General features: G+C 45.6%; 4 protein-coding genes. All 4 read right to left on the bottom strand.

Annotated features, from left to right (window positions below):
* Window positions 1-96: 96 nt before the first annotated feature.
* Window positions 97-915 (bottom strand): thioredoxin family protein, encoded by an 819-nt coding sequence (locus BIZ39_RS19970; RefSeq protein ID WP_049588831.1) that lies wholly within the window; start codon window positions 913-915, stop codon window positions 97-99.
* 83 nt (window positions 916-998) lie between these two features.
* The gene (locus BIZ39_RS19965) at window positions 999-2,564 is read right to left on the bottom strand and encodes an ATP-binding protein (RefSeq protein WP_187447848.1); all 1,566 of its coding nucleotides are present in this window, start codon (window positions 2,562-2,564) and stop codon (window positions 999-1,001) included.
* Window positions 2,564-3,220 (bottom strand): response regulator transcription factor, encoded by a 657-nt coding sequence (locus BIZ39_RS19960; RefSeq protein ID WP_049588829.1) that lies wholly within the window; start codon window positions 3,218-3,220, stop codon window positions 2,564-2,566. The genes BIZ39_RS19965 and BIZ39_RS19960 overlap by 1 nt, the downstream gene beginning before the upstream one ends.
* A 208-nt stretch (window positions 3,221-3,428) precedes the next feature.
* A partial coding sequence (locus BIZ39_RS19955; RefSeq protein ID WP_187447847.1) for a S8 family serine peptidase occupies window positions 3,429-5,912 on the bottom strand: 2,484 nt, incomplete at its 5' end.

Genomic DNA, 5,912 nt, shown 5'->3' with positions numbered 1-5,912 from the left:
CAGTCCTTTAACTTAGCCCGCTAGGCTTGCAGGACTGTTTCGCGATTAAAAGGCTTCCATTTAGACCAAAATTCGTACACCAAAGGTCAACAGGCCCTAATTATGTTCCCACGAAAACGGATTGTAGTGTCGCAATGCTGGCGTGGTGTTTACTCCGTTGCCATTCTCAGAATCTAACGTAAGCTCGGCGCGCTTTATCAGCGTTTTTTGCAGTTCAGTGCGAAACCCTTTGGTCTCTTTCCATAGCTCGTTAAGCCCTTGTGGGGTATTACCTTGTAAATCTAGCGCAAGTAGCGGACCCAGTTTGTCATAAGCGCTTTGTAATCTGAGTGCTTGCTCTTTATTGTAAGCTTCTTCTTCATCTGTCGCTTCCCAGTTAATAAACGGGGCTTTTTGCGCAGTTGTCATTGCAGGAAAGCGAGAGAAATACTGAATGTACTCCGATAAGGGAATGCTGTCAGCGCGCCCCCATATATCCATTGACGTTCTGTTTAACAATGCGCTGGTTTTAGGTTCAACCACCATTACCGTTGGTGTGGCGTAATAAATGGGGTAGTCAAATCGCTCGGTTATATTTCTTCTGTCTTCAAGTGTTCCCACATCAACAAATACGGTTTCATAATGAGCGCGTAGAATAAGGTCCATTTCCTTTGTCGCAAAACGCTCAGCTAAGCCAGTACTGTCGTGGCACCACTGAGCACCCAGTACAACCAAAAGTAATTTGCTTTGTTCCACAGCTCGCTGCTGTGCATTGACCACATCTTGATAGGGTGATGCAGACGGAGCGTAAGTGTAAGGACTTTCATTTTGAGTACTCACACAGCCATTTAACGTGGTGACAGCGGCAATTAGGACAGCAATGTTTAGGCACTGTCTAAAAAAGGGGGCTCGGCGAGTAATGAAATTTTTTTGCATACGGTTATCAAAATAGTAGTTAAATCAACAGCAATGTAACATAAAAAGGATGCAGCGACGCACCTAAAACGCAGTAGAGTAACTTAAGCTCTGTAGGGCAAAGCCAGGCAAACTCGGGTGCCTGATGGTTTGTTCTGGGAAATATCAAACTCGCCATTTATCAACTTTGCGCGTTCTCTCATCGACAGCAGGCCGAGTGTGGGTTCGGCGTTTGCTAGTTGGGCAATATGCTCAGGGATGCCGCCGCCGTCGTCAGTAACGGTAAACACGGCCCTGTGTTGCGCATAGTTGATATCAATGCTGAGCGACGTCGCATTGGCATATTTTATACTGTTTGTCACCGCTTCCTGCACAATGCGATAGATGTGTATTTTCTGGTCTGAATCGAACGGTACTGGCGTGCCGCTAACGTTAAACGAATAGTCTATGTTTGCGCGTTTGAGCGTGGTAATAATCTCTGAACGTTGAATCACGCTTTCAATGGGAAGTGTATCAATACCGGACGGGCGCAACCCCCCTAAGCTTTTCTTCATTGCGTGGTATAGAGCATCTATCTTATTGAGCATCATGTCGTTGTCGCTTTCTCTGCTATCTAGCGACAGTTGAAGTTTCAAATCGACTATGCGGTGACCAAAATCGTCGTGTAAATCCCGCGATAAGCGCTTTCGTTCATCTTCTTGCACTACCACCAATTGACTGGCCAGTGCTTGAGCGCTTTGCACCGATACTTCAAGATCCTCGTTTTTCTTCGCAAGCTTCATATTCAGCAAGGTAGATTGGTTAATTGACGCACCTAAAATGAGGCAACCTGTACATGATGCTAAGATGTAAAACTGATGCTCAATGGGAGGAAGTGCGCTCTGGCTTGCCACCACGAGCGCAGTAATGCCTATGAGTAAACACGAAAACGCACTGCCAACTATGGCATAGCGATATGATAAAAACAGCGCAGGGAAAACCGCTAGATATTTAACCTGATAGCTGATGTTAATTTGTTGGGAGTAGGCATAGCTGCTTAGTATCAGCAAAACCAGCCAAGCGATTGTTGTAAGGTACAGTGCTAAGTGACTCTTAGGAATAGATGGCCGTTTATATAATGCGAAGAGAAACGGACAAAGAACAACAATTCCTACAAAATCACCTAATGAAAAATCAAACAAAATAGAAAGAAAAACCTCTATGCCTGTTTGTAGTTCAATAGCCCTTCTGCCCAAAAATACCGCCCCAAGAGCAACACTTATAAGAACACCAAAAGCCAACGTGGCAAGGGTGCTGGAAACATTGTCTATATAAGGTGCGCTAAAGCGACGTCTGAATAAATAAACGCATGTACAAATTACCGCGGGTGACAGCACCAAATGGACTAAATACCAACCTATGGTTCCACTTAAAAAGGCCGTATTGTCGAGAATGCCACCGGGGTGAAATAAAATGAAGTGGGTTAATTTTTCTGCGATGAGTAGCAGTGGCCAGCTGTAAATTGGCAGTAGTAAAAACGCCGCCAGGCGAACACCAGCGGGCAAATACCAGCTCACCGTACCTGAAATAATTTCAAATTGGGTGCTGAGCAACCACACGCCGTGAAATAGCGCGGTATAACCTAATCCCATTAGTAAATAGGTAACGTTGAAATACCGCGTTAAATTCATCAATTTGCTTTGACTAGCGTATCGTCGTAGATAACGTCAGAAACGTCGAGGTACCCAGTTTCTAACGCAATTCTAAGTAAACCAAATTGGGAGGTTACATTAAGTTTCTTGTAAATATTAGTTCTGTGAACCATCACTGTTTTCGGGGCAGTGTCTATGTAGTAGGCAATCTGTTTTGGCTGAAATCCTTTTGCTAACAGTAAGAAAATTTCCTTTTCCCTTTCAGTAAGGATAGAGGTTAGCTGTTTATCACCGAAAGCTAACTTTTTACTAATATCTGTGCTTAGATAATTCTCGTCTTTTTCTAGAGCTTCCAACGCGTCCATTAACTCTTTGGTGGCAGCATTCTTTGTAACGTAGCCATCGGCGCCGAGTTCAAGCGCTTTACTGATATAGCCAACATGATCATACATGCTCAGCATTAAGCACTTTATAAACGGCGCGTCTTTCTTGATTTTTATTAGCGTGTCGAAACCACTTTCCTGTGCTAGTGAGATATCTAGAATGGCAACGTCAATATCGTCTAACGTAGCGAAGGAGGGAAGAGCATCCAGAGAGCTTACTGCGTAGGAAACATGCCAGCCATACTCTTGCTCGATAAGTGTTTTAATGCCATCCCTTACAATTTCGTGATCGTCAATAATGAGTATGTGCATGAAAAAATGCTTATTATTTCTTAATGCATCAAGTGTACGTTGTATTTGGCTTATAGTGAATAAGCCGATGGCTTAGACTGGTGCTCTCTTTAATTCTCAGAATAAAAAAAGCCGGCCTATCCTTGGCCGGCAATTGCTTAACTCTTAACTGTTCAGCGTATCATTCGCCAACTGTCACGAAGAGCGCGTCAGCGATACGCAAACTACATTAAAGGTTTACAGACACTGGTGCAGAGCATGCAGAGGTTTCATCACAAACCATATAAGTATACTCACCAGGTTGAACGCCTCTGCTTCTGTCGCGATAACGTCCAGTGTTGCTTACTTCTTCAAGTAGCTCACCGTTGCGATAAATCATTACAGTATCGGCCATCGAGCCACTATATGATAAATCTACGCGTAACGAACCGAATCGAGACAGCATAGCGCGGTCAATCTCGGCAACAATGGTGCTATCTGAAACTGATACGGTTTCTGTTGATACGCCAGTTTGGCCTTCAGAGTCGGTAACCGTAAGGGTTACGTCATAGGCGCCAGTGCTCGCGTAAACATGCGTTGGGTTCTCTTCCGTTGAAGTAGAGCCATCGCCAAAGTCCCAGCTATAGCTGACAATGTCGTCATTAACGTCGTTACTGTTATTAGTAAAGCTTACTGATAAGCCTGAAGCGTCATAGGTAAACGCAGAGTTAGGCGGTGTTGGACCTACTTCACCAATACCGGTCACCACAAGGCTCCATGTGTTTACAGTGCCGTTGTCACCGTTGAACGTATCAAGCACGTTCAAGGTCCAATCGCCTGTTGCTACTTCGCCGTTGAAGGCATCAGAGTTATAGCTCTCAACGATATCATCTGTACCGCCACCTTGGTTCTGACGAAGAACGGTGGTTGTACCCTGAGGAGAAGTCAGTGATAGTACGAGGTCACCGCTATAGGTGTGTGTGATATCTACCGACGCCTGCATACCGAATACTGTTAAGTCGTCAGGAACGTTAATCACTAGGTCAACGCCAACATCGTCAGGATCTTCTTCATTCGGTAACGTAGGTACTGCATCACCAGAATACGCGTAAGGGAATTCGTTTAGCCCTTGAGGGTAAACATAAAGGTTCGCTGATTTAGATTTCTCAATATCACCGCTTACACCGTTAACCGTAAAGCTGTACGGACCCCAAGGCGTTTCCTCAGATGTCTCTACGGTCAGTGTTACTGTATCGCCAGGCATTGCCGAGCTTGCGCTTAAAGACGCGATATCACTTGGCTCAGCAAGCGATAGCTGTACTTCTTCTTCGTAGCCAGCAATTGAACCAACTTCAATAGTGAAGGTGTAGGTCTCACCCGCTTCTATTTCAGCTGAACCAGGTGTAATGCCCAGTTTAAAACCTGGAGTAGGATCAGCTTCTTCAAGTGCATTAAGTACATTTAGGCGGTTGCCAGACACGGTGCGACCATTAGCCCATAGGCTAGTTTCACCTGTAGACATTAACAGCTCTTTCATTTCAGATGGCGTAAGTTCTGGGTTTAGCGACCACACAAGTGCTGCTGCACCCGTAACATGTGGCGTTGCCATTGATGTGCCCGAGTATGTCGCATAGCCGTCACCTGGTATTGTAGATAGGATAGCTGTACCCGGCGCCGCGATGTCTACAGTTTCAATACCGTATGAGAAGCCGCTGTCTCCGTCAGTACGAGTGTGGCTAGCAACTGCAACCAGACTGTTTGTTGTAGTGACATAGTTAGACGGGTAGTTATCTACGTTGTCGTTGTTTGAACCAGAGTTACCTGCCGCAGCAACAAACAAAATACCCGCTTGGCCAGCTTCTTCAATAGCGGTTTCTAGCGCTTCACTATAGCCGCCGCCACCCCAGCTGTTGTTGGTAGCCTTAATATTGATGCCGCGGTTCTCTTTAAGGTCGGTGAAGTAATCGATACATTCAATAGCGCCAGCGGTTGAACCCGTTCCATCTGCTCCAAGGAATTTACAGCCAGCGATTGACACGTCATGGTTTACACCAACTACACCGATGCCATTACCGCCCACAGCACCAATGGTGCCTGCTACGTGTGTACCGTGAGAGTCGTCGTCCATTGGGTCGGTATCACCGTTTGCGGTATCGATACCGTAAACATCGTCAATATAGCCGTTGCCATCATCATCAATACCGTTTCCAGCGATTTCACCTGGGTTAATCCATGCGTTATCTGCAAGGTCTTCATGATTGTAGTCAACACCCGTATCGATAACGCCGATGACCACATCGCTATCACCGGTTGTAATATCCCATGCTTCTGGTGCGTCAATATCCACATCTGCAGTACCGCCGGCTTGACCTGTGTTATTCAAACCCCATAGGTCACCATAAGAAGGATCGTTAGGTACCAGGGCTTTGCGGTACAAGAAGTTTGGCTCGGCGATTTTAACCGCAGGATTTTTCTTTAAGATTTCTATGGCGTCTTTTACAGACTTGCCACGAAGTTCCAGTTTGGCAATGCGACCATTTAAAAGGTTAGAGAAGCGATCATCTACTTCATCACGGTTTGCGTCACTAATTCGTGCACGTACCGAAGAGCGAGCGCGCATCTTTTCCGCTTTGCTTACATTTTCTTTGTACACAACGATAACGCTATCGTCGAAAATTTCGGCTTTTGCGGCGTGTGCATGACTAGATACCATTAGCGGTAGAAGGGCTAATGA

This window comes from Alteromonas sp. BZK5 (genome assembly GCF_014349115.1).
In the GTDB taxonomy this organism is placed as follows: Bacteria; Pseudomonadota; Gammaproteobacteria; order Enterobacterales; family Alteromonadaceae; genus Alteromonas; species Alteromonas macleodii.
Note: the sequence above shows the minus strand (reverse complement) of the source record. Positions and strands in the feature narration are given on the sequence as shown.

Bases quoted from the DNA above. Each gene is read 5' to 3' on its own strand.
- BIZ39_RS19965 (WP_187447848.1), bottom strand. From the start codon at position 2,564: ATGAATTTAACGCGGTATTTCAACGTTACCTATTTACTAATGGGATTA.
- BIZ39_RS19970 (WP_049588831.1), bottom strand. From the start codon at position 915: ATGCAAAAAAATTTCATTACTCGCCGAGCCCCCTTTTTTAGACAGTGC.
- BIZ39_RS19960 (WP_049588829.1), bottom strand. From the start codon at position 3,220: ATGCACATACTCATTATTGACGATCACGAAATTGTAAGGGATGGCATT.